Source organism: Sphingobium sp. GW456-12-10-14-TSB1, assembly GCF_059424385.1.
This window is the reverse complement of the sequence record NZ_JBWKZI010000001.1, coordinates 1,069,994-1,090,517: the sequence shown is the minus strand read 5'-3', so window position 1 is coordinate 1,090,517 and position 20,524 is coordinate 1,069,994. Positions and strand designations below refer to the sequence as shown.

Here is a 20,524-nt window from a genome sequence, read left to right as displayed (position 1 = left end):
ACAAAATGGCTTCGACGCCCGAAGAACAGGAACGCGGATACCGACCTTGCGTCGGCATCATGCTCGTCAACATGCATGGCAAGGTTTTCGTCGGCCAACGGCTCGATAATATGGTCGAAGCCTGGCAGATGCCGCAGGGCGGCATCGACCAAGGCGAAGAGGCAAGGGAAGCGGCGCTTCGCGAATTGCATGAGGAAACCGGCATCATCGCCGATCATGTCAAGATCATCGCGACGACCAAGGACGAGCATTTCTACGATCTGCCGCCGGAACTGGTCGGCAAGCTGTGGGGCGGCAAATATCGCGGCCAGCGACAGATCTGGTTCCTGGCTCGCTTCCTGGGGCAGGACGAGCATATCGATATCCAGACCGAGCATCCCGAATTTCGTGAATGGCGCTGGACCGATCCGGAGACGCTGCCGGAGCTGATCGTGCCGTTCAAGCGCAAGCTGTACCGCGACATTCTGGCGGAGTTCAGGGCGCTTATCTGAGCGACCTGTCGCTTTGGGGGTTAACCTTTGCGGTCATGCAGCTATGACACGCACATGCGCTGCTGTTTGATCCCCGTCGCCTTGCTCTTCGCCGTTCCGGTCCATGCCGCCGATACGACCCTGTTGCCGCCAACAGTGCGCGAAATGCTGGAGGCGGCGATTGCCAATGGGAATGAAACGGACATCGCGACCGTCGCGAAGATCGCCCGTCAGACCAACCCAGGTTCAGCGGACGAGATCCAGCAACTCGTCAACAGCTGGAAAGAGCGAACCAAGGCCACCCATGACACGGTGATTCGCGAAGCGAGCTTCGCCGAATTGTGGACCGGACGGGTCGAAGCGGGCGGGTTCCGATCGACCGGCTCTACCAGCGAAATCGGGATCAGCGCATCCGCGACGGCAACCCGCAATGGCCTTCAATGGTCGCACAAGCTGAGCGCGTCCGCCGATTATCGCCGCGCCAATGGCGTCACGTCGCGCGAACGCTATTTTGCCAGCTATGAACCCAAATATCAGTTCGATCCGCGCGGCTTTGCCTATGGGCTTGCCCAGTTCGAGCGGGACACGTCCATCGGCTATGACGAGCGTTACACCGCGTCGGCGGGGGTGGGTTATAAATTGATCGTGAGCAAGCCTGTCGACCTGCTGGTCGATATCGGCCCTTCGGTGCGACACGCCAAATATCTGATCGGGGTGCGGGAAACCAAGCTGGGCGCCCGTGGATCGATGGCGCTGGCCTGGCGGGCCAGTCCCACCCTGACATTCAAGCAGACCGCCGCCGGTTATGCGGAGAGCGACGTCTATTCGCTCAACGCGCTGACGTCGATGGAGACGAAGGTGACGACGCGCTGGTCGGCCGCGCTGTCCTATAACGTGCAGTATGAGTCCGAGACATTATTGTCGTCGCGCAATTTCAACACGCTCAGCCGGGTGACTTTGAGTTACGATTTTTAGGCCATCGGCCAGATCGGATTGTCACATTCCAGGCTGACGCATGACTACGCTGTCAGAGGGGTGGAGACACAGCGCGGGGTCTGATAGACCCGGCGGGATGACGCTTTTATCATCGCTCGATCGAACATTGCTGGACCATGCGGCAGATGCGCCGATGCTGGCGCAGGTGCAGGCCTGGGCCGCTGTCAACAGCGGGTCGCGTAATCTGGATGGACTGGGGGTGATGGCCGGATTGCTGGCCGACGCCTTTGCCGTGCTACCCGGTGACATAAGACTGGTGGACGCCACGCCAGTCGAGACGGTCACCGCCGACGGGCGGATCGATAGCATCGCATCGGGTCGCCACCTCCACCTGTCGGTTCGCCCGGATGCGCGAGTGCGCCTGCTGCTGACGGGGCATATGGATACGGTGTTCGGGATCGATCATCCTTTCCAGACGCTGCGCTGGCTGGAGCCGGGCGTGCTGAACGGACCGGGGGTGGCGGACATGAAAGGCGGGCTGGCGGTGATGCTGGCGGCGCTGCACGCGTTCGAGGAAACGGAAGAGGCCGCAAGGCTGGGCTATGATGTCGTCATCAACAGCGACGAGGAAGTGGGCAGTCCTTCTTCTGCCGCGCTGCTGAAGCAGGCGGCGGCGGGAAAGCTGGCCGCCTTCACCTATGAGCCTGCGCTGCCCGATGGCACGCTGGCGGGCGCGCGGGCCGGGAGCGGCAATTTTTCGATCATCGTCACCGGGCGCAGCGCCCATGCCGGGCGCAATCCCGATGATGGGCGCAACGCGCTGCTGGCAGCGGCGGATCTGGCGCTGAGGCTGAAGGCGGCGAGCGGCAAGGGCTTTTCCTGCAATCCGGCCAGGATCGACGGCGGCGGGCCGAACAATGTCGTTCCTGATCATGCGGTGTTGCGCGTGAATTTCCGGCCGATGACGCCCGCAGACGAGAGTGCGGCGCAGGCGTTGCTGGACCGGGCGATCGCCGATGTGGCGCGCGAGCATGACGTCAGCCTGCATTGCCATGGCGGCTTTGGCCGACCGCCCAAGCCGATGGACGCCAAGGCGCTGGCGCTGTTCGAACTGGTGCAGCGGTGCGGCGCGGAACTGGGCCTGCCGATCGGCTGGCGCGACACGGGCGGGGTATGCGACGGCAATAATATCGCGGCGTGCGGCGTGCCGGTGGTCGACACAATGGGCGCGCGCGGCGGCAGCATCCATAGCGACGCGGAATTTCTGCTGACCGACAGTCTGGCCGAACGGGCGCAACTGTCTGCGCTGGCGCTGCTGCGGATCGCGCAAGGACAATATAAAAGAGAGGGAATGATCGCTTGAGCTTCATCATGCGTACCGCGCGCGCGGACGATTTGCAGACCTTGTACGAGATGGCCAAGCTGACGGGTGGCGGCTTCACCAACCTGCCGCCTGATCGCAAGGCGCTGTCGGCAAAGCTGGAGCGGACCGCGACTGCGTTGGCCCGCACCGGGGAAGGCATCAAGGACGAACTGATCGTGCTGGTGCTGGAGAATACGGAGACGGGGCAGGTGCGCGGCACATGCCAGATATTTTCGACCGTCGGGCAAAGCTGGCCCTTCTACTCCTATCGGCTGGGCATGTTGACCCAGCATAGCCGGGAACTGGCGCGGACGTTCCGGGCGCAGATGCTGTCGCTGACGACCGATCTGGAAGGGTCGACCGAAGTAGGCGGGCTGTTCCTGCATCCGCGCGAACGGGCGGAGGGGCTGGGCCTGCTGCTGGCGCGCAGCCGCTATCTTTACATTCGCGGGCATCGGCCACGCTTTGGCGACCGTATCATCGCGGAACTGCGCGGTGTGATTGACGAGGCTGGCGGATCGCCTTTCTGGGATGGGCTTGCCGGGCGATTTTTTGGCATGAGTTTTCAGGAGGCGGACGAGTTCAACGCGGTCAATGGTAACCAGTTCATCGCCGACCTGATGCCCAAAACGCCCATCTATACCGCGATGCTGACCGACAGCGCGCGCGCCGTCATCGGCCTGCCCCACCCCAATGGCCGGGCGGCGATGCGGATGCTGGAGACGGAAGGGTTCATCAATGCGGGCTATGTCGATATTTTCGACGGCGGGCCGACGATGGTGGGGCAGATCGACCAGTTGAAAACGATCGCGGCGGCGCGTGACGTCATATTGTCATGCTGCCACGACAAGGGCGGCGTCAAGATGCTGGTGTCGACAGGAACGCTGGCCGATTATCGCTGCACCTATGGCTTAGTGATCGAGGATGAGGATGGCGTGGTGTCGCTGGACGCGGCAAGCGCGGCGCGACTGCATCTGGAACCGGGGCAGAGCTTTACCATGGCGGGACGGGCATGAGCGTTACCGAGATCAACTTCGACGGGCTGATCGGGCCGAGCCACAATTATGCGGGACTGAGCCTGGGCAATCTGGCTTCGTCCCGCAATGCCGGGGCGATCGCCTATCCGCGCGCGGCCGCATTGCAGGGTATCGAGAAGATGCGCGGCAATGTCAGGCTGGGACTGGCGCAGGGGATATTCCTGCCGCAATGGCGGCCCGACGGGACATGGCTGGCGCAACTGGGGACGGATATTGGCGCGGCCGAGCCACATATCCGCGCGGCTGCGATGTCGGCATCATCCATGTGGGCGGCGAATGCAGCAACGGTTTCCCCCGCCAGCGATACCGCCGATGGGCGAACGCACCTGACCGTCGCGAACCTCGTCACCATGCCGCATCGCAGCCATGAATGGCCGCAGACGCTGGCGCAGTTGCGGGTCGCCTTTTCCGATCCCCGCGCCTTTGCGGTTCATGCCCCGGTACCTGCGCCTTTCGGTGATGAGGGCGCGGCCAATCATATGCGGCTGTGTGACCATCATGGCGCGGCAGGCGTGGAGATATTCGTTTATGGCCGGTCGGGCGGCCCCTTCCCTGCGCGCCAGCATCTCGAAGCGAGCAAGGCCGTGGCGCGGCTACATGGGCTGGACGCAGCCCGGACCCTGTTTGTCGAGCAGTCCGAAGAGGCGATCGCGGCGGGGGCGTTTCACAATGATGTCGTGGCCGTCGCCAATGAACGGGTACTGTTCGCGCATGAACTCGCCTTTGCCGACAAGGCGGGTTTCTACGCCGACTTGCGCGCGGTCATGCCCGGTGTCGAGATTGTCGAAGTCCCGGCCAGTGCGGTCAGCCTGGCCGACGCGATCAAATCCTATCTGTTCAACGCGCAACTGGTAACGCTGCCCGATGGCGGGATGGCGCTGATATTGCCGACCGAGGCGCAGGAAACCCCTGCCGTGTGGCAATGGCTGGAGCAGATGGTGGCGGGCAACGGGCCGATCCGTCGACTGGTGCCGGTGGATGTGCGCCAGTCCATGGCCAATGGCGGCGGCCCGGCCTGCCTGCGGTTGCGCGTGGTGGCGGACCCGGCGACGATCGACCCGCGCTTCATGATGGACGAGGGCAAGCTGGACGCGATTGCGCGGATCGTCAGTGATTATTGGCCCGAACAGATTGCGCCGGATGACCTGGCGGACACACGGCTGATCGCCCGGATCGAACAATCATGGTTAACCCTTGTTGACCATTTGCAGCTTTCAGGCGATCTAATCCCCTAGCGGCGGGCCGCAACGCCAGGTGGGATCATAATGGGACGCATCAAACGCCTTTTCACGATAAAGACCAAGTTCGAGGCGTTCCTGATCATCTATGCGCTGGCTCTGGGCGCGTCTGAACGCGGTTTGGTCTATATGCAGCAATATCCCGGCCTGGGCGGTCAGTTGCTGGCGCTGGCCTGCACTGGCGCTGTGTTCATGGCGGGCGGCAAGATGGTCGACGCGCTGGACTATCAGCGCGCTTACGGCAGCTGAGCCACCCTCCCCTCCGAAACGGAGTGGTCTGTCGATTCACCTTTTGATCCGGCGCTGTATCCTGGTTTCCTGACAGGAACCGGGAGCCAAGAAGCCATGCTGGATGATCGTCGCGGGCGGAGCGTCGCCGCCGCCGAACTGGTGCGCAATTTCGCCCATTGGCGGGAGGTCGGCGCGCGTGAACCCGTGATGATCACCCATCATGGCCGCGAGACCCATATCTTCATGGGGGTGGAGAGTTTCCGCAATCTGGGCGTCGGCGATGGTCCCGCCCCTGCCCCCGACCGGATGCGCGAACTGGCGAACCACATCCATCAGGGGTTGATCCTGTGCCGCAGCGACCTGACGATCGACTATGTGAACAGCGTGGCGCTGGCGATGACCAAGCGGTGGGACCGGCACCTGGAAGGACGATCGCTATGGGAAGCGCTGCCCGAATTTGCCGGTGCGCTGACGGAAGCCCATATACGTCATAGCCTGGCGTCCGGGGAGGCCAGCGCGGCGGACATCCCCTCCCCCTTTCGCAGCGATGCATGGTTGCATTTCGAGACATTCTCCTTTGGCGACGGCATCGCCCTGCTGCTGCGCGACATTACCGCGGACATGCGCCGTCACCGTCTGGCCGACGTCAAATCGGCGATTCTGAAGGCGATGAGCGTGCATGGCGGGGTCGGCTATGTCCGGGTGTCGACGCGCGCCTTCATAGAGATTGCCGACGACACATTCTGCGCGATGATGGGCCTGCCTGAAGAAAGGCTGTCGAGCGTGTGCCTGCCCGACATTATCGAAGTTTCCGCCCGCCCCCAGTTTCGCGAGCAGTTGGAGCGGGTGCTGCGCGGCGAGGGTGACAGGCGGGTGACGACACGGCTGCTGACCAATGGCGGGGAAATCATGCCCGTAGAGGCGGCGATCGCGCAGCTGCATGGCACTTACGGGATCGAGGGCGCCGTGATCGTGATGACAGGGCAGCGAATGGCAACGGATAAGGCCGGGTAAGCGGCGACGGGTGCAGCTTTTGCGCAAATTCATGGTCCGTTTCGGAGGGAGTGGATCAGGATTGATTGAAGGCCCGGATCGGTGGGACGGAGAATTGCGCGAATTGCGCACTATCCACCGACAGCCGACCAAACCGGCTGTTGAGTGCGCCCGGCTAGGCTGTCCTTATGCGTAAAAGCCCAACCCTCCGCTTTCGGTCGATCGCCGCCCTGTCCCGCAATCAAGCGGGCAGCGCGCTGGTCGAGGCGGCCTTTGCCCTGCCCCTGCTCATCAGCCTGCTGTTTGGCATATTGGTCTATGGCAGCTGGTTTATGACGGCCCACAGCCTGCAACAGGCCGCCAATGATGCGGCACGCGCGGCGGTCGCCGGTCTGGACGCTGCCGAACGACGCGCCCTGGTGGAGCAGAGCATCGCCGCCAGCCGCACCGCCTTCCCCGCGCCCGCCGCGCAGACCATCAGTATCGGCACGCAGGAGAGTGGCGGCTATTATCGGGTGACGCTGAGCTATGATCTCAACAATGCGCCGATCTTCGCGGCCACACCCATTCCCCTGTCCAACACGACGCTTCAGCGCAGTGCAGTCATACGGATCGCCATGCCATGACCCGACGCGGCCTGATCCAAGAGGCGCGTGGCGGCATCAGCCTGATCATGGCGGGATCGCTGTTCATGCTGGCGGGCGCGGCGACGGTCGCGGTGGATCTGGGGTCGGTATATCTGGCCAAGCGGCAGTTGCAGGGCATTGCCGATGCAGCGGCGCTGGCGGCCGTCGGCGGCGGGCGCAGCGCGGCAGAAGAGTTGATAGGGCAAAGCGGGGTCAGTGGCGTTGCGCTGGTAGGCGTTGACGGTGGCAATTATCGGGCCGATCGCGCCGTGCCGGTGGCGGATCGGTTCGTGGCCGGCGAAGGCGGGGCGATGCGGGTCGAACTGCAACGGCGCACGCCCCTGTTTTTCGCCCGGCTGCTGGTCGGTCGCGATGGCATCGACCTGCGGGCGCGGGCGATCGCCACGCGACAGGATGCGGCGGCCTTTTCAATCGGGACAGGGCTGGCGGCGGTCAGTGGCGGGTTGCCCAACATGCTGTTGTCCAGCCTGGCGGGGACGGAGTTGAACCTGACGGTGATGGACTGCCAGGGTCTCGCCAGCCTGAATCTGGACCTGCTGGGCGTTGCCGATGCGCTGCGGGTCAGGACGGGGCGCGATGATGAGGCCTATGGCGAATTGTTCGATCGCGAAATCCCGCTGTCCGACGTGATCGGGGCGATGGCCGACAGTGCGGGCGGCAATCAAAGCGCTGCGGTGCTGCTGGGCATGGCGGGCAAGATTGCGGGACGATCGATCCGGCTGAGCGATGTCATCGATCTTGGCCCGATGCGGGGCGCAGCGAGCGCAACCGGGCAACCCCATCTGCTGCTCGACGCCTTTTCGATGTTGCGCATGATCCTGAGCCCGCCATCGGGAACATCCGTGCCGATGGACCTGCGTGTGACGGTGCCGGGGCTGACATCGACGCGGCTGATGCTGGTGATTGGCGAAGGGCAAGTGCGATCCCCCCTGCTGAGCGTGACGGCGGACAAGTCCGTCGTGCTGCGCACGGCCCAGACCCGGCTCTATCTGGAAAGTAGCGTGGCCACGGCGCTGTCCGGCATCGCGTCGGTGCGTATCCCGCTCTATGTGGAACTGGCAGCGGCGGAAGCCCGGCTGTCGGCGATCGATTGCACGTCCGGATCGATGACCCAGGGCGTGACCCTGGCGGTGAAACCATCGATCGGTACGGCGGCACTGGCGGATGTCGACACGCAGGCCCTGACCAATTTCAACCTGATCGCCAATCCGCGTCCGGCCCTATTGGCGCAACTGCTTGGCACGAAAGTGACGGGCTATGCGAATGTCGCGCTGGGGGGCGTGCAGCCGCAGAATGTGCATTTTTCCCCCGCCGAGATCAGCGCGCAGACAGCCAAGCGCGTCAGCACCAACGACCTGACGCAAGGATTGGCCGCCAGTCTGGTCAGCCGGACGCAGGTGCAGGTGTCGGTGCTGGGCATCAACGTGAACCTCAGCCCACTCGCCCCGGCCATCGGCACGCTTTTGGCCACGACCGCCCCCTTATTGGACGGCATATTGGCGAGCGTGACGGCGACGCTTGGCGTGCAGCTGGGCTATGCCGACGTGCGCGTGCATGAGATGCGGTGCGGGATGGCGGCCATCGTCGCCTGACGACTTGCGCTGGCGGCCCGCTGCCGTCAGGAGCGTCCGATGGGCGCGATCATGCTACAGGGAACCGGATCGGACGTGGGCAAATCGGTGCTGGTCGCCGGATTGTGCCGGGCGCTGGTCCGACGGGGCTACAATGTGCGGCCGTTCAAGCCGCAGAACATGTCCAACAATGCGGCCGTCACCAGCGATGGCGGAGAGATTGGCCGGGCGCAGGCATTGCAGGCAGTTGCGTGCGGCGTGCCGTTACATAGCGACATGAACCCGGTGCTGTTGAAGCCGCAGGCGGACCGGACATCCCAGCTGATCGTCCATGGCCAGGTGCGCGGCACGTTGGGATCGGGCAATTTCCGTAGCGCGCGCGGCGAGCTGCTGGGTGCTGTGCTGGAAAGTTACGAGCGATTGAAGGCGCAATGCGACATTGTGGTGGTCGAAGGGGCGGGATCGCCAGCCGAGATCAATCTGCGTGCGGGCGACATTGCCAATATGGGTTTTGCGCGGGCGGCCAACGTGCCGGTCATACTGGTCGGTGACATCGACCGGGGCGGCGTGATCGCGGCGGTGGTTGGCACACGCACGGTGATAGACCCGGCGGACGCTGCGATGATCCGGGGTTTCCTGATCAACAAATTCCGTGGCGATCCTGCCCTGTTCGAGGATGGCTATGCCCAGATTGCGGCGTTGTCGGGCTGGCGCGGCATGGGGGTGATGCCGTGGCTGGACGCCGTGGCGCGGCTGCCGAGCGAAGATGCGGTGGTGCTGGAACGGCGCGCGCCGTCTGTCGATGCGCCGCTGGTCATCGCCTGCCCGGTGCTGCCGCGCATCTCCAATTTCGACGATCTTGATCCGTTGAAGCTGGAGCCGTCGGTCGAGTTGCGGATGATCGGGCCAGGGCAGGTAATCCCTGCCGATGCGGCGCTGGTGATCCTGCCGGGGTCCAAGGCGACGATCGCCGACATGCGCGCGATGGTGGCGCAGGGTTGGGACATCGACATTCGCGCGCATCACCGGCGGGGTGGCGCGGTGCTGGGGATTTGCGGCGGCTACCAGATGCTGGGACGGACGATCGGCGACCCCGAAGGGATCGAGGGACCGTCGGAGACCATTGCCGGACTTGGCCTGCTGGAAGTGGATACGCTGATGTCGTCCGGCAAGGCGCTCCATCAGGTACAGGGTCATGGGCTAGCAGCCGATTTTACCGGGTATGAGATGCATATGGGCGCGACCAGCGGGCCGGATTGTGCGCGGCCCTTTGCCATTCTGGACGGCGAGAGGACCGATGGCGCGATCAGCCGCGATGGGCGGGTGCTGGGCAGCTATGTCCATGGCCTCCTGGCCAGCGCGCCGCTGCGGAACGCATTGCTGCAGCGCTTGGGCGGGCAGTCGGCGATGGCCGACTATGCACAGACGGTCGAGGACGCCCTTGATGAGGTCGCGGCGCTGCTGGAGCAGCATGCCGACATCGACGCGATGGTCGCGCTGGCGATGGGGTGAAGGGGAAATGGTGCACCCGGAGCGATTCGAACGCCCGACCCTCAGATTCGTAGTCTGATGCTCTATCCAGCTGAGCTACGGGTGCGCTGGAAGGGAGACTGATCGCGGCTGGAAGCCAGGACCAAAAGCCCTTCGAATAAATGGTGCACCCGGAGCGATTCGAACGCCCGACCCTCAGATTCGTAGTCTGATGCTCTATCCAGCTGAGCTACGGGTGCACTGGAGTGGCGCGGATAGTAGGGCGCGCCGGATTGGGCAAGCCCCTTTTTTCACTTTTACCCGCCCTTCCCGCCTTTATGGGGCCACGGGGCAACTTTTGGCGTCATCCGCCGTTCGAGACGGTAATGAAAGGATGCCATCATGAGCTTCACCCTTAATGACATCGCCCTGCTGCTGATCGCGCTGGTCATTGGCCTGATCCTGGGCCTGATGATGAGCGGGCGCGGTAAATATCGCCGGGCCTGGCGGGACGAGCAGGCCGCCCATCGCGCGATGCTCAAGGATCGCGACGCGCAGTTGGAGGCTGCCAATGCGCGGATCGTCGCGCTGGAGAAGCGGACGCCAGCGGTTGATGCCGTGCCGGGCGCTGGCGTTGCCGCGGAAGGCGACGATCTGAGCCGGATCAAGGGCTTGAGCCAGTCGCAGGCAGCATCGCTCCATGAGGCAGGCTATCATCGCTATGGCCAGATCGCCACGCTGAGCAGCGAGCAGGAGGCGGCGCTGGAAGCGCGGCTGGGGCTGACGCCCGGCACGATCGCGCGTGAGGATTGGCGGGAGCAGGCGCGTGCGCTGGAAGGCGGCGGGCAGCGCAAGGGACTGTTCGGTCGGATCAATACGCCGGTCTGAGCCGGGCCGGGTCTAGAGCCGGTAAGAAAAAGGCGGGGTTTGCGCCCCGCCCTTTGCCTTAATTCTTGTTCGCCAGAGCGGCCTGCGCCGCGGCCAGGCGGGCGATCGGCACGCGATAGGGCGAGGCCGAGACATAATCGAGGCCGGTGGCCTCGCAGAAGGCGATCGAGGCGGGGTCGCCGCCATGTTCGCCGCAAATGCCAAGCTTGATGCCGGGGCGGGTCTTGCGCCCGCGTTCGGCGGCAAGCTGGATCAGTTCGCCTACACCCTCGACATCGATGCTGACGAAGGGATCACGGGCGAAGATGCCCTTGTCCACATATTGGGTCAGGAACCGGCCAGCATCGTCACGGCTGATGCCGATCGTGGTCTGGGTAAGGTCGTTGGTGCCGAAGGAGAAAAATTCGCCGACTTCCGCGATCTCGCCTGCCTTAAGCGCGGCGCGGGGCAATTCGATCATCGTGCCGACCAGATATTCGACGCTGTCGCCCTGTTCCGCGAACACTTCGGTCGCGACCCGATCGACGATCGCCTTCATCAGTTCCAGTTCCTTGCGGGTGGCAACGAGCGGGATCATGACTTCGGGGATCGGCGCTTCGCCACCGCGCTGCTTGACGATCAGCGCCGCCTCGAAGATCGCGCGGGCCTGCATCTCGTAGATTTCGGGATAGGTGACGCCCAGGCGGCAACCGCGATGGCCCAGCATCGGGTTGAATTCATGCAGTTCGTTGGCGCGACGCTTCAACAGTTCGACGCCGACGCCAGCCGCCTTGGCCACTTCCTCAAATTCCGCCTCGGCATGGGGGAGGAATTCGTGCAGCGGCGGATCGAGCAGGCGGATGGTGACGGGCAGGCCCGCCATCACCATGAAAATCTGCGCGAAATCGTCACGCTGTTCGGGCAGCAGCCGGTCGAGCGCGACGCGGCGGCCCTTTTCGCTGTCGGCCAAAATCATTTCGCGCACGGCGGTGATGCGGGCCGCGTCGAAGAACATATGTTCGGTGCGGCACAGGCCGACGCCTTCCGCGCCGAATTCACGCGCGACCTTGCAGTCCTGCGGCGTTTCGGCGTTGGCGCGGACCTTGAGGCGACGCACCTTGTCGGCCCAGACCATCAGGGTGCCGAAGTCGCCGGCCAGTTCGGGCTGAACGGTCGGGACTTCGCCCGCCATCACTTCGCCGGTCGAACCGTCGAGCGTGAGGATGTCGCCTTCCTTGAGTTCACGGCCACCGACGCGCAGGATCTTGGCGCTATTGTCGATCGAGATGCCGCCAGCGCCGGACACGCAGGGGCGGCCCATGCCGCGGGCGACGACGGCAGCGTGGCTGGTCATGCCGCCGCGGGCGGTCAGGATGCCTTTGGCCGCGTGCATGCCGTGAATATCCTCCGGCGAGGTTTCCACGCGGACCAGGATGACGGCGTCGCCCATTTCGTTGCGGCGCTCGGCCGTATCGGCGTCGAACACGATCAGGCCCGACGCAGCGCCGGGGCTGGCGGGCAGCCCCTTGGTCAGCACGTCGCGCGGCGCCTTTGGATCGAGCGTGGGGTGAAGCAACTGGTCGAGCGCGGCGGGATCGACGCGGGCGACGGCTTCTTCTTCGGTGATCAGCCCTTCATGCGCCATGTCCACGGCCATTTTGAGCGCGGCCTTGGCGGTGCGCTTGCCCGACCGGGTCTGGAGCATCCACAGCTTGCCCTGCTGCACCGTGAATTCGATGTCCTGCATGTCGCGATAATGGGTTTCGAGGATCTGGAACACCTTGGCCAGTTCGGCATAGGTTTCCGGCATCGCCTCTTCCATCGACAGCGGCTTGGCCCCTGCCCGTTCGCGCGCGGCTTTGGTCAGATATTGCGGGGTGCGAATGCCTGCGACGACGTCTTCACCTTGGGCGTTGATCAGGAATTCGCCATAATAGACATTCTCGCCGGTCGACGGGTCGCGGGTGAAGGCGACGCCGGTGGCGGAGGTTTCGCCCATATTGCCGAACACCATCGCCTGCACATTGACGGCAGTGCCCCATTCGCCGGGGATGTTGTTGAGGCGGCGATAGACTTTCGCGCGTTCCGACTGCCACGACCCGAATACGGCGCTGATCGCGCCCCAGAGCTGGTCATGGACGTCCTGCGGGAACGGCTTGTTCCACAGCTTTTCCACCAGCGCCTTATATTCGGCAACCAGCGCCTTCCAGTCGTCCGCCGTCATTTCGGTGTCGAGGGTGTAGCCCTGATCTTCCTTGGCGATTTCCAGCGCTTCTTCGAACGCGCCATGGTCCAGTTCCAGCACGACGTCCGAATACATCTGGATGAAGCGACGATAGCTGTCCCAGGCGAAACGCTCGTCGCCCGACGTGTTGGCGAGGCCGACGACGGTTTCGTCGTTAAGGCCAAGGTTGAGGACCGTGTCCATCATGCCGGGCATCGAGGCGCGCGCGCCGGAGCGGACCGAGACGAGCAACGGATCGGCAGCGTTGCCGAACGTCTTGCCGGTGATGCTTTCGATGTGGGCGAGGCCAGTGGCGACTTCCGCCTTCACGCTGTCGGGATAGACGCCGCCATCTTCATAATAGCGGGTGCACATGGCCGTCGTAATGGTGAAGCCCGGAGGGACAGGCAGGCCGATCGCGGCCATGCCGTCGAGATTGGCGCCCTTGCCGCCCAGAAGATTGCGGTCCCCCTGACCGCCATCATCGACGCCGCCGCCAAAACGATAAACATAGCGCGTTGCGGTCGTCGTCATCATGCCCTCTTCTGTATTCTTCATTCCCGGCACTCCCTGCACTGATTGCCGATTATATTGCATCGCAACAATCCGACATGCATAGCCAGATCATGCGCGTTCGAATAGGATTATTACGCCTTAACTTCGTACTTTTCCCGGCAAACATGACATTTTATTACGTCACCCGGTAATTTTCGAAAAGTCCGCCACACTGTGAACGGCGTCGCGGACCCGCGCCAGAAGGGCGAGGCGGGCGGCGCGCTTGTCCGCATCGGGATCATTGACCGTCACGCTTTCAAAGAAGGCGTCGATGGGCGCGCGGAGCGTTGCAAGGGCCGCCATCGCACCCTCGAAATCCTCCGCCGCCACCGCCTGAGCCGTGCGCGGTTCCGCCACGTCGAGCGCGGCGATGAGCGCAGCTTCGGCTATTTCGGGGGTGTAGGAAAGAGGCCCGTCATTCCCGCGAAGGCGGGAATCCATCGCCGCCGCTGTGTCTGATTGCTCGGTTGGGAGATGGGTCCCCGCCTTCGCGGGGATGACGGTGGTGGGTTGGGCAGGCGCTTCCTTCTTGAGGATGTTCGCGGCACGCTTGTAGCCCGCCAGCAGGTTCGCGCCGTCATCGGTCGCGACGAAGGACTGGAGCGCATGGACGCGGGCGAGCAGGCGGAGGACTTCCGTCTCCTCTTCAGCCATGAAAACTGCCTCTATAAGATCATGGCGAACGCCTGCCGTGCGCTGTTGAACCTTCAAGCGCTCAATGAAGAAATCAAACAGATGAAATACCGCTTCTGGATCTCCATCTGCAGTTCGCTGTTTTTCGGCAAGCGCAGCAATGAACAGCTTTTCGAGAGGAAAGCGCACATTATTTTCGACCGCTGAACTAATCAGACCCAACGCAGCGCGACGAAGGGCGAATGGGTCTTTAGAACCGGTAGGCCTCTCGCCGATGGCAAAAAAGCTGCCAATCGTATCCAGCTTATCCGCCAAACTCACCGCTACCGTGACCGGCGCTGTCGGCACGTCGTCGCCTTGGCCGACCGGCTTGTAATGGTCGCGGATGGCGTCGGCTACGGCGTCGGGCAGGCCTTCGGCGCGGGCGTAGTAGCCTCCCATAATGCCTTGCAGTTCGGGGAATTCGCCGACCATTTCGGTGACGAGGTCGGCCTTGCAGAGCATTGCCGCGTCATACGCAAGCTGCGCCAACTGCTCTTTCGTCATGCCAGTGGAAGCTGGCATCTCAGGCGTTGGTGTGCTGCCGCCTGAGACCCCAGCCTTCGCTGGGGTGACGGTGGTGGCGGGGGTGGTTGGGGTGACGATGCCCTCTTCCACCAGCCAGCGGGCGAGGTTCGCCACGCGCTCGACCTTGTCGGCGACGGTGCCGAGTTTCTCGTGGAAGGTGATGCGTTCCAGCTTCTTTGCGTGATCTTCCAGCCGGGTTTTGCGGTCCTGTTCCCAGAAGAAGCGCGCGTCGGAGAGGCGTGCGGCCAGTACCTTGCGGTTGCCCGCGATGATCGCCGCGCCGCCATCCTTCGCCTCGATATTGGCGGTGCAGATGAAGGCGGGGGCGAGTTTGCCCTGCCCGTCGCGCAGCACGAAATATTTCTGGTTGATGCGCAGGGTCAGCTGGATGACTTCGGGCGGCACCTCCAGGAAGGCGGGGTCGAAATCGCCCAGCAGCGGGACCGGCCATTCGGTGAGGCCAGCATTTTCCGCGATCAGCCCCTTGTCCTCGACCACGGTGTAGCCGTGGGCGGCGGCGGCCTGCGCCGATTTTTCCGCTATGATCGACTGGCGTTCCTGATGGCTGACGATGACATGGCAGGCGCGCAGCTTTTCGGCGTAATCGCTCGCGCCCCCGATGGTGATCTCGCCGCTATGGTGGAAGCGGTGGCCGAGCGTGGCGTAGCCGGACTGGATGCCGTCGACTTCGCAGGGGATAAGGTCTTCGCCCAATATCGCGACGATGGCCTGCAACGGGCGGACCCAGCGCAGGCTTTCGGTGGTTTGGGACGCGCTGCCCCAGCGCATGGATTTGGGCCAGGGGAAGGCGCGGATGATGGCGGGGATGGCCTGCGCCAGCACGTCTGCGGTCGCGCGGCCCGGCTTGTTGATGACGGCGAACCAGACGCCGTCGCGATCCTCCAGCTGGTCCTGGGTCAGGCCGGTCTTGCGCAGGAAGCCTTCGAGCGCCTGGGGCGGCGCGCTGGTGCGCGGGCCTTTATGTTCTTCGCTGACGGCGGCGGTTTCCAGCGGCAGGTCGCGGGCGATGAGCGCCAGGCGGCGCGGCGTCACGAAACTGTCGATCGCGCCGGGGGTGAGGCCGGACTTGGCCAGTTCCTCGGAAAACAGGCGGGCGAGATCGTCGCTGGCCTTCAATTGCATGCGCGCGGGAATTTCCTCGCAGCGCAGTTCGAGGAGGAAGTCAGTCATTGGTCATACCCACATGTAGAAAATCCTCCCCTTGCAGGGGAGGTGTCTGGCGCAGCCAGACGGAGGGGTGTCGCCTTATCGACAGGGCAACACCCCTCCGTCACGCCTCCGGCGCGCCACCTCCCCTGCAAGGGGAGGATGTTAAGTGCTGAATTCACGCCGTCCATCCGTTGGATTCCATCCATGCTTCGCAGCTGCCCTTGGCCATGTCGCGGACCTGGCCCATGTAGCTGGCGCGTTCCTGTACGGAGATGACGCCGCGGGCCTGCAGCAGGTTGAAGGTGTGCGATGCCTTGATCGCCTGCTCGAACGCGGCGAGCGGGACGCCATTGTCGATGCACTGGCGCCATTCGGCCTGGCAATCCTTGAACCAGCGGAACAGTTTTTCGGTGTCGGCGACCTCGAAATTCCATTTCGACATCTGCTTTTCATTGTCGAGGAACACGTCGCCATAGGTGACGCCCGCGTCGTTGAATTTCAGGTCATAGACGCTGTCGACGCCCTGAATATACATGGCGAGCCGTTCAAGCCCGTAGGTGAGTTCGCCCGCGACCGGCTTGCAGTCATAGCCGCCCATCTGCTGAAAATAGGTGAACTGGCTGACTTCCATGCCGTCGCACCAGACTTCCCAGCCCAGCCCCCAGGCGCCCAGCGTCGGGCTTTCCCAGTCATCCTCGACAAAGCGGATGTCGTGGACCAGCGGGTCGATGCCGATTTCCATCAGCGACCCCAGATAGAGATCCTGAAGGTTGGCGGGCGACGGCTTCATGATCACCTGATATTGGTAATAATGCTGGAGCCGGTTGGGATTTTCGCCATAGCGGCCATCGGTCGGGCGGCGGCTGGGCTGGACATAGGCGGCGTTCCACGGCTTTGGCCCCAGCGCGCGCAAGGTGGTTGCGGGGTGGAAGGTGCCAGCGCCCACTTCCATGTCATAGGGCTGGAGGATGACGCAGCCCTGTTTCCCCCAATAGGCATGGAGGGTCAGGATGAGATCCTGGAAGGAAAGCGCTTTGCCTTCGGCCACGGGTGATCCTTGCGATATGACGGTTTATCTTGGCGTCGCGCATTGGCGTATGGGGCTGATACGGTCAAGGGAAACGCGCGCAAAACAGGGTTAAGCAGCTTGCCCTTGGGCCGCCCTGCACGCATGTGTGCGGCATGAAGATGCTTCGTTTATGCGCCGCTGCGCTGTTGATGATGAGTGGCGTGGCGCAGGCGCGCCCTGCCACGCCCGCCAATATCGTTGCCACCCCCGCCCTGTGGCGGGTGCAGGATGCGGACACCACCATCTACCTGTTCGGCACCGTCCATGTGATGAAGCCCGGGATCGACTGGTTTCGCGGCGATGTGAAGGCCGCGTTCGACGGGGCGGACGAGCTGGTGCTGGAGATTATCGAGCCGGACGATCCCAATGTCATGGGCGCTGTCATGATGAGCAAGGCGGTTGCGGGCGACGGGGTGGCGCTGTCGGACCGGCTGGACGACACGGCGCGGGCGAAATATCGCGCGGCGATGGAAGCCAATGCGATGCCGTGGCAGGCGTTCGAGCGCTTTGCCCCGTGGATGGCGGGCATGGCGCTGTCGGTCGCGCCGCTCCAGAAGCTGGGCTACCGCGCCGATCTGGGCGCGGAGAAGATATTGCGCGCGGCGGCGGTGAAGGCGGGCAAGCAGGTCGAGGCGCTGGAGACGGTCGAGCAGCAGATCGATTTCTTCGCCACGCTGCCGATGGCGCAACAGATCGAATTTCTGAACGCGACGGTCGATGGATTGCCGGAGATGGAGGGCGAGTTTGCCAAGCTGCTGCGCTATTGGCAGGCGGGCGACCCCAAGCGGCTGGCCAGGTCGATGAACGAATCGCTCGAAGCGACGCCGCAGCTGGCGCAGACATTGCTGATCGGACGCAATGCGAACTGGGCGCAGTGGATAAAGGGGCGGATGGACCGGCCCGGCACCGTGTTCGTGGCCGTGGGCGCTGGGCATCTGGCGGGCAAGGGCAGCGTGCAGGATCAGTTGAAGGCGCTGGGCATCAAGACCCGGCGCGTGAAGGAGTAAGCGGGGATGCGGCTGTTCACCCGATTTCTGGCGCATTTTCTGGCATTCTGTGCGCTGACGCTGGTTGCCGCCTGTGGCGGTGACCCTGCCCCATCGCCCGCGGCAAAGGAAGGCCCGGCGCTGTGGCAGGTGCAGCGCGGCGACATGAAGGGATGGCTGTTCGGCACCATCCATGTGCTGCCCAAGGGGGTAGCGTGGGAGACGCCGACGATCCGCGCAGCGATGGCCAAGGCCGACCGGCTGGTGCTGGAGGCGGCGGATTTGCAGGACGAGGAGAAAACGCTGGCCCTGTTTGAATCCATGGGGCGCAGTCCGGGCCTGCCGCCACTCGAAGCGCGCGTGCCGGACAAGGAGAAGGCTGCGCTGGACAAGGCGATCAGCGATGGCGGGACCAGCACGCAAATATTGTCAGGCTATGAAAGCTGGGCAGCGGCGATGCTGCTGTCGGCGGCGACGCAACAGGAGCTGGGCGTCAGTCAGGATGACGGGGTCGAGCCGGTACTGATCGCGGCCTTCACAAAGGCAGGCAAGCCGATTGGCGGGCTGGAGACGATCGAACGGCAGTTCGGCGCGTTCGACACGCTGCCGCAAGCGGCGCAATCGCGCCTGCTGGTGCAGACCGTGCATGAGGCCAAGGATATGAAGGGGCTGTATGACCGCATCCTCAAGGCCTGGAGCACGGGCGACATGGAAGCGATCGCCAGGGAGGACCAGATTGGCGAGCAGCCCGACCCAGTGGTCGAGGAGGCGGTGCTGGTGGCGCGCAACCGCGACTGGGTGAAGGCCATCGAACCGATGAAAGGCGCGCCGTTCATCGCGGTGGGCGCCGGACATCTGACGGGGCGGGAGAATCTGATCGACCTGCTGAAGGCGCGCGGGTTTGCGGTGACGCGGGTGCAGTAGGCGCTTTGTGCTCCCGCGAAGGCGGGAGCCCAGTCGAGACGTATGAACTGGGCTCCCGCCTTCGCGGGAGCACCGCGTGTTGGCCCGCTTGCTTTCTGGGACTTTTCTGCTAAAGGGCGCGCTCCCGCTATGGTCATCCCTGGAGGCGTGGCGGGAAAAGTAACTCAAACCAGCTTTTGGAGACACGCAATGAGCGAGCAGCTTACGCTGTCGGCCGAGGCACGCGATCGGGCAGGCAAGGGAGCCTCCCGCGCCCTCCGCCGTGAGGGCCGCGTACCCGCCGTCATCTATGGAATGAACGAAGAACCCCTGTCGATCCATGTCGAGGAAAAGCTCCTCAACAAGCTGCTCGGCACCGGCCACTTCTTCAATTCGGTCATCATGGTCGAAGTGAACGGCAAGACCGTCCGCACCCTGCCCAAGGATGTGGCCTTCCACCCCGTTTCGGACCGTCCGCTGCACGCCGACTTCCTGCGCGTTGCCGAACATGCCAGCGTGACCGTCGCGGTCCCTGTGCGTTTCGAAAATGAAGCCGCCTCGCCCGGCCTCAAGAAGGGCGGCGTGCTGAACGTCGTTCGTCATGATGTCGAACTGGTCGTCGATGCTTCCGAAATCCCCGACGATGTCGTGGTCGACCTGACCGGCTTCGAAGTCGGTGATTCGATCCACATCAGCGCGGTGACGCTGCCCAAGGGCGCGAAGCCCGCGATCGAGGATCGCGACTTCACGATCGCGACCATCGTCGCCCCGTCGGCTCTCAAGAGCGCCGAAGGTGAAGGCGAGGCCGAGGCGGAAGCCGAATAAGCCTTTCGACCGTATAACGGTTCAGCTCAACCCCGTTCGGGCTGAGCCTGTCGGACCTGGCGGTTCGACAGGCTCAGGGCGAACGGGGTTTTGTCGTGAAGGAGCAAGGGACGATGCAAATCTGGGTGGGCCTGGGCAATCCGGGCGCGCAATATGCGATGCACCGGCATAATGTCGGCTTCATGGTCGCAGACCTGATCGCGGACCTGTATCGCTTCTCCCCGCCCCGCAAGCAGTTCCAGGGCTGGACCCAGGAAGGGCGGATCGGGCCGGAGAAGATACTGCTGCTGAAACCCGCGACATTCATGAATGAAAGCGGGCGGGCGGTTGGCGATGCTATGCGCTTCTACAAGCTGACGCCGCAGGACGTGACCGTCTTTCACGACGAACTGGACCTGGCGCCGATGAAGGTGAAGGTGAAGCGCGGCGGCGGCAATGCCGGGCATAACGGCCTGCGATCGACCGACGCGCATATCGGCGCGGATTTCCGCCGGGTGCGGATCGGCATCGGTCATCCGGGGCACAAGGACCGGGTGCATGACTATGTGCTGGGCAATTATCACAAGAGCGAGAGCGACGCACTGGCCGACATGCTGGGCGCGATCGGCGCGGAAGCGGAATGGCTGGCGAAGAATGACGATGCGCGGTTCATGAACGAAGTCGCGCTGCGGCTGGCGGATTGAGCGGACGGGCAGGCAATAACTGCATTGCGAATTGTCACAACGCCGGGCCATAAGGGCGCGGGACATTGCGTCTTGCAGGGGGTTAC

The 20,524-nt window shown here is 63.8% G+C and carries 18 protein-coding genes and 2 tRNA genes; 15 read left to right on the top strand and 5 right to left on the bottom strand.

Annotated features, from left to right (window positions below; genetic code table 11):
- The first annotated feature begins 5 nt into the window (after positions 1 to 5).
- The 10 genes from AC07X9_RS05340 (at position 6) to AC07X9_RS05295 (ending at position 9,998) form a co-directional block, all read left to right on the top strand.
- Positions 6 to 491, top strand: coding sequence for an RNA pyrophosphohydrolase (locus AC07X9_RS05340; RefSeq protein ID WP_017182907.1), 486 nt, complete (start codon positions 6 to 8; stop codon positions 489 to 491).
- Between the two features lie 54 nt (positions 492 to 545).
- Complete coding sequence (locus tag AC07X9_RS05335) at positions 546 to 1,445, top strand: DUF481 domain-containing protein (protein WP_017182908.1); 900 nt, start codon at positions 546 to 548, stop codon at positions 1,443 to 1,445.
- Positions 1,446 to 1,542: 97 nt separating this feature from the next.
- Positions 1,543 to 2,769: a hydrolase gene (locus tag AC07X9_RS05330; RefSeq protein ID WP_026002347.1), complete on the top strand. Its 1,227-nt coding sequence runs from the start codon at positions 1,543 to 1,545 to the stop codon at positions 2,767 to 2,769.
- Positions 2,766 to 3,785: an arginine N-succinyltransferase gene (locus AC07X9_RS05325; protein ID WP_017182910.1), complete on the top strand. Its 1,020-nt coding sequence runs from the start codon at positions 2,766 to 2,768 to the stop codon at positions 3,783 to 3,785. The genes AC07X9_RS05330 and AC07X9_RS05325 overlap by 4 nt, the downstream gene beginning before the upstream one ends.
- Positions 3,782 to 5,041 carry an N-succinylarginine dihydrolase gene (locus tag AC07X9_RS05320; RefSeq protein WP_017182911.1) on the top strand — a complete coding sequence of 420 codons (1,260 nt, stop codon included), beginning with the start codon at positions 3,782 to 3,784 and terminating at the stop codon, positions 5,039 to 5,041. Before AC07X9_RS05325 ends, AC07X9_RS05320 begins: the two co-directional genes overlap by 4 nt.
- Positions 5,042 to 5,071: 30 nt before the next feature.
- Positions 5,072 to 5,293, top strand: a complete 222-nt coding sequence (locus tag AC07X9_RS05315; protein ID WP_086485638.1) for a hypothetical protein — start codon at positions 5,072 to 5,074, stop codon at positions 5,291 to 5,293.
- A 96-nt stretch (positions 5,294 to 5,389) separates the two neighbouring features.
- Complete coding sequence (locus AC07X9_RS05310; RefSeq protein WP_017182913.1) at positions 5,390 to 6,289, top strand: PAS domain-containing protein; 900 nt, start codon at positions 5,390 to 5,392, stop codon at positions 6,287 to 6,289.
- A 167-nt stretch (positions 6,290 to 6,456) separates the two neighbouring features.
- A complete protein-coding gene (locus tag AC07X9_RS05305) occupies positions 6,457 to 6,894 on the top strand; it encodes a TadE/TadG family type IV pilus assembly protein (RefSeq protein WP_017182914.1) in 438 nt (145 codons plus the stop codon).
- Positions 6,891 to 8,507, top strand: a complete 1,617-nt coding sequence (locus AC07X9_RS05300; protein WP_017182915.1) for a pilus assembly protein TadG-related protein — start codon at positions 6,891 to 6,893, stop codon at positions 8,505 to 8,507. The genes AC07X9_RS05305 and AC07X9_RS05300 overlap by 4 nt, the downstream gene beginning before the upstream one ends.
- A 39-nt stretch (positions 8,508 to 8,546) precedes the next feature.
- The gene (locus AC07X9_RS05295) at positions 8,547 to 9,998 is read left to right on the top strand and encodes a cobyric acid synthase (RefSeq protein ID WP_017182916.1); all 1,452 of its coding nucleotides are present in this window, start codon (positions 8,547 to 8,549) and stop codon (positions 9,996 to 9,998) included.
- A gap of 8 nt (positions 9,999 to 10,006) precedes the next feature.
- Here AC07X9_RS05295 and AC07X9_RS05290 read toward each other — a convergent pair.
- Positions 10,007 to 10,083: transfer RNA gene (locus AC07X9_RS05290), tRNA-Arg, on the bottom strand.
- 56 nt (positions 10,084 to 10,139) lie between these two features.
- Positions 10,140 to 10,216: transfer RNA gene (locus AC07X9_RS05285), tRNA-Arg, on the bottom strand.
- Positions 10,217 to 10,358: 142 nt separating this feature from the next.
- Between AC07X9_RS05285 and AC07X9_RS05280 the strand changes: the two genes are divergently transcribed.
- On the top strand, positions 10,359 to 10,844 hold the full coding sequence (locus AC07X9_RS05280; protein ID WP_017182917.1) for a helix-hairpin-helix domain-containing protein: 486 nt from the start codon (positions 10,359 to 10,361) through the stop codon (positions 10,842 to 10,844).
- A 58-nt stretch (positions 10,845 to 10,902) separates the two neighbouring features.
- Here AC07X9_RS05280 and ppdK read toward each other — a convergent pair whose 3' ends face one another.
- From ppdK to AC07X9_RS05265, 3 genes are all read right to left on the bottom strand, one after another.
- On the bottom strand, positions 10,903 to 13,605 hold the full coding sequence (gene ppdK, locus AC07X9_RS05275; RefSeq protein ID WP_017182918.1) for a pyruvate, phosphate dikinase: 2,703 nt from the start codon (positions 13,603 to 13,605) through the stop codon (positions 10,903 to 10,905).
- A 138-nt stretch (positions 13,606 to 13,743) separates the two neighbouring features.
- Positions 13,744 to 15,993, bottom strand: a complete 2,250-nt coding sequence (gene glyS / locus AC07X9_RS05270) for a glycine--tRNA ligase subunit beta (protein ID WP_086485637.1) — start codon at positions 15,991 to 15,993, stop codon at positions 13,744 to 13,746.
- Between the two features lie 154 nt (positions 15,994 to 16,147).
- The gene (locus AC07X9_RS05265) at positions 16,148 to 17,020 is read right to left on the bottom strand and encodes a glycine--tRNA ligase subunit alpha (protein ID WP_017184732.1); all 873 of its coding nucleotides are present in this window, start codon (positions 17,018 to 17,020) and stop codon (positions 16,148 to 16,150) included.
- Positions 17,021 to 17,154: 134 nt separating this feature from the next.
- Here AC07X9_RS05265 and AC07X9_RS05260 point away from each other — a divergent pair, with 134 nt between their 5' ends.
- The 4 genes from AC07X9_RS05260 (at position 17,155) to pth (ending at position 20,438) form a co-directional block, all read left to right on the top strand.
- A complete protein-coding gene (locus AC07X9_RS05260; RefSeq protein ID WP_017184733.1) occupies positions 17,155 to 18,048 on the top strand; it encodes a TraB/GumN family protein in 894 nt (297 codons plus the stop codon).
- Positions 18,049 to 18,054: 6 nt separating this feature from the next.
- Positions 18,055 to 18,951 carry a TraB/GumN family protein gene (locus AC07X9_RS05255; protein ID WP_017184734.1) on the top strand — a complete coding sequence of 299 codons (897 nt, stop codon included), beginning with the start codon at positions 18,055 to 18,057 and terminating at the stop codon, positions 18,949 to 18,951.
- Between the two features lie 189 nt (positions 18,952 to 19,140).
- A complete protein-coding gene (locus tag AC07X9_RS05250; RefSeq protein WP_017183664.1) occupies positions 19,141 to 19,755 on the top strand; it encodes a 50S ribosomal protein L25/general stress protein Ctc in 615 nt (204 codons plus the stop codon).
- Positions 19,756 to 19,868: 113 nt separating this feature from the next.
- A complete protein-coding gene (gene pth / locus AC07X9_RS05245; RefSeq protein ID WP_017183663.1) occupies positions 19,869 to 20,438 on the top strand; it encodes an aminoacyl-tRNA hydrolase in 570 nt (189 codons plus the stop codon).
- Positions 20,439 to 20,524 lie beyond the last annotated feature (86 nt).